General features: G+C 72.0%; 2 protein-coding genes and 1 pseudogene. 1 reads left to right on the forward strand and 2 read right to left on the reverse strand.

The genetic code is table 11. The annotated features are described in order from the left end of the window. Positions 1-69: 69 nt before the first annotated feature. Positions 70-525 carry a MaoC family dehydratase gene (locus tag VIU94_RS27970; protein ID WP_414721027.1) on the forward strand — a complete coding sequence of 152 codons (456 nt, stop codon included), beginning with the start codon at positions 70-72 and terminating at the stop codon, positions 523-525. 396 nt (positions 526-921) lie between these two features. On the opposite strand, the pseudogene VIU94_RS27975 reads toward VIU94_RS27970, so the two are convergent. After that, positions 922-1,773, reverse strand: a pseudogene (locus VIU94_RS27975) (methyltransferase family protein); the annotation flags it as partial. Positions 1,774-1,781: 8 nt separating this feature from the next. Further along, positions 1,782-2,023 (reverse strand): hypothetical protein (locus tag VIU94_RS27980; RefSeq protein WP_331915338.1); only part of this gene is annotated, 242 nt, incomplete at its 5' end.

Raw genomic sequence — 2,023 nt, forward strand, 5'->3', positions numbered from 1 at the left:
GGGCGGCCTTGATCTGCATGTCGGACGGTTCCATGGGCCCATCATTCCGTATGCCGCTAGATTCCGGGGGTGCGCACATTCACCACTCTCCAAGAAGTCTCCGACGCCGCAGGCACCGAGATCGGCACCGGCGAATGGCTCGAGGTCGACCAGGACCGCGTCAACGCCTTCGCTGACGCCACCGGCGACCACCAGTGGATCCACATCGACGAGGAGCGGGCCAAGGAGGGTCCCTTCGGGGGCACCATCGCCCACGGCTACCTGACGCTATCGCTGATCCCCTACCTCGGCGTGAGCGTCTACTCGCTGGAGACCCCCGGCGCGAAGCTCAACTACGGCCTCAACAAGGTCCGCTTCCCCATGCCGGTCCTGGTCGGCTCCCGCATCCGCCCGATCATCACCTTCGGCGAGGTCACCGAGCTCCCCACCGGCCTCCAGCTCGTCGTGAAGACGACGATCGAGATCGAGGGCTCCGCCAAGCCCGCATGCGTCGCGGAGTCGGTCGTCCTGCTCCTGGCGGACTGAGGCCGGATCGGCCGAGCGCGAGGGCCGCGGACCGGCACCGAAGGCATCGGTGCAGAGCTGGACCAGATGCCGTACGCCGGGCAGCCCGAGCGCCCAGCCGGCCATCGCCCAGCGGAGGTCGATGTGGCTCAGGGCCCGCGCGACCGCAGCGACGCCACTGACCCTGACGCCCGCCGACTCGTAGGTCACCCGGTAGAGCACCTCGGGGTGCTCGGCCGCCGGCCTGATCGCGAGCCCGCGCGGCTCGTGCCGCAGGAACCAGCGGCCGACCTCCGAGCAGATCCCGCAGTCGGCGGCCACCCACAGGGTCGCGCTGTCGATCACCGCCGGGCGCCATCGCGGAACCCACGACGGCACCTCGGCTCGGTAGGCCACCCAGTCGTCCCCGAAGGCCGTCCGCAGCTGGGCACCCTCGTGCCAGGCCGCCAGCCCGGCAGAGTACGCAGCGGCCGCGACGGCCGCGACCAGCAGCCGGGCATCGCCGAACGTGAGCGCCAGGGCGACGAAGACCAGCACCATGCTGATCTGCATGGGGTTGCGGACATAGGCGTACGGGCCGGACGTGACGAGCCGGCTCGGCGGGTCGTAGGGCAACGGGGTACCCCGGCCGACGATCGCCAATTCGCGCATCGCGGCGACGCTCGGCAGCGCACAGGCCACGGCGAGCTGGACGCCCGCAGAGGTGATCACGTCCGGCCAGCGCGGCTCCGGCGCGAGCACGGCCAGCGGCCCTCCGACGATGAGGCCACCGGCACACAGCGCCTGCGCCCAGCCGCGGGCGACGACGTGTCGGTCGAGCAGCGTCCAGCGGGCCAGGAACAGGGCCGGGACCAGCACGAATGCGACCGCGACCAGCTCACCGACGAGCCAGGTCTCGCCGAGGCGTACGGCCGGATGGGCCAGCGGCATCGCGCCCAGGTCGACCCAGACCAGCCCCGCCGCGATCCCGACGGCCGGCCATCCCGACCGCAGCAGGAGCGCGGGCAGCGCACCCCACAGCAAGGCCCACGCCAGCCACAGGTCGACCGCGATGCCCTGCCACACGGCGCCCTCGACGTCGTAGGACCACCACCCCAGCCACTGCGCGACCAGGTTCACGGGAAGCAGCGCGAGCAGCGACCAGGCGGCCGCGACGACCATCGCCGCCAGCTCGCGCTGGTTCGGCGGTCGCCGGACGCACAAGAGGGCTACCGCGACGACCGGCAGGGCGAGCCCCAGGCTGCGTACGACGGCGGGGTCGGTACTCATCGCCCCACTCACCTGTCGGCCGCAGCGGCGGCGAACGTGTCGGCGAGGTAGCCGGCCGCGAGGCCGGTGGTGTGCTGCTGGAGCGGTCCGAAGTACCACGACGGGTCATAGGTGCGCGCCCAGTCGAGGGTCCAGGTCGTCTCGGTCCGGTCGCCGACCCGGTGCCATACGACGGTCGCCGACTGCAGCTCCATCCACCGCGACAGCGTGCTGTCCGCGGTGACCTCGAAGACGACGCGCCCGGCATCGG

This window comes from Streptomyces sp., assembly GCF_036566765.1.
Taxonomy (GTDB): Bacteria; Actinomycetota; Actinomycetes; order Streptomycetales; family Streptomycetaceae; genus Streptomyces.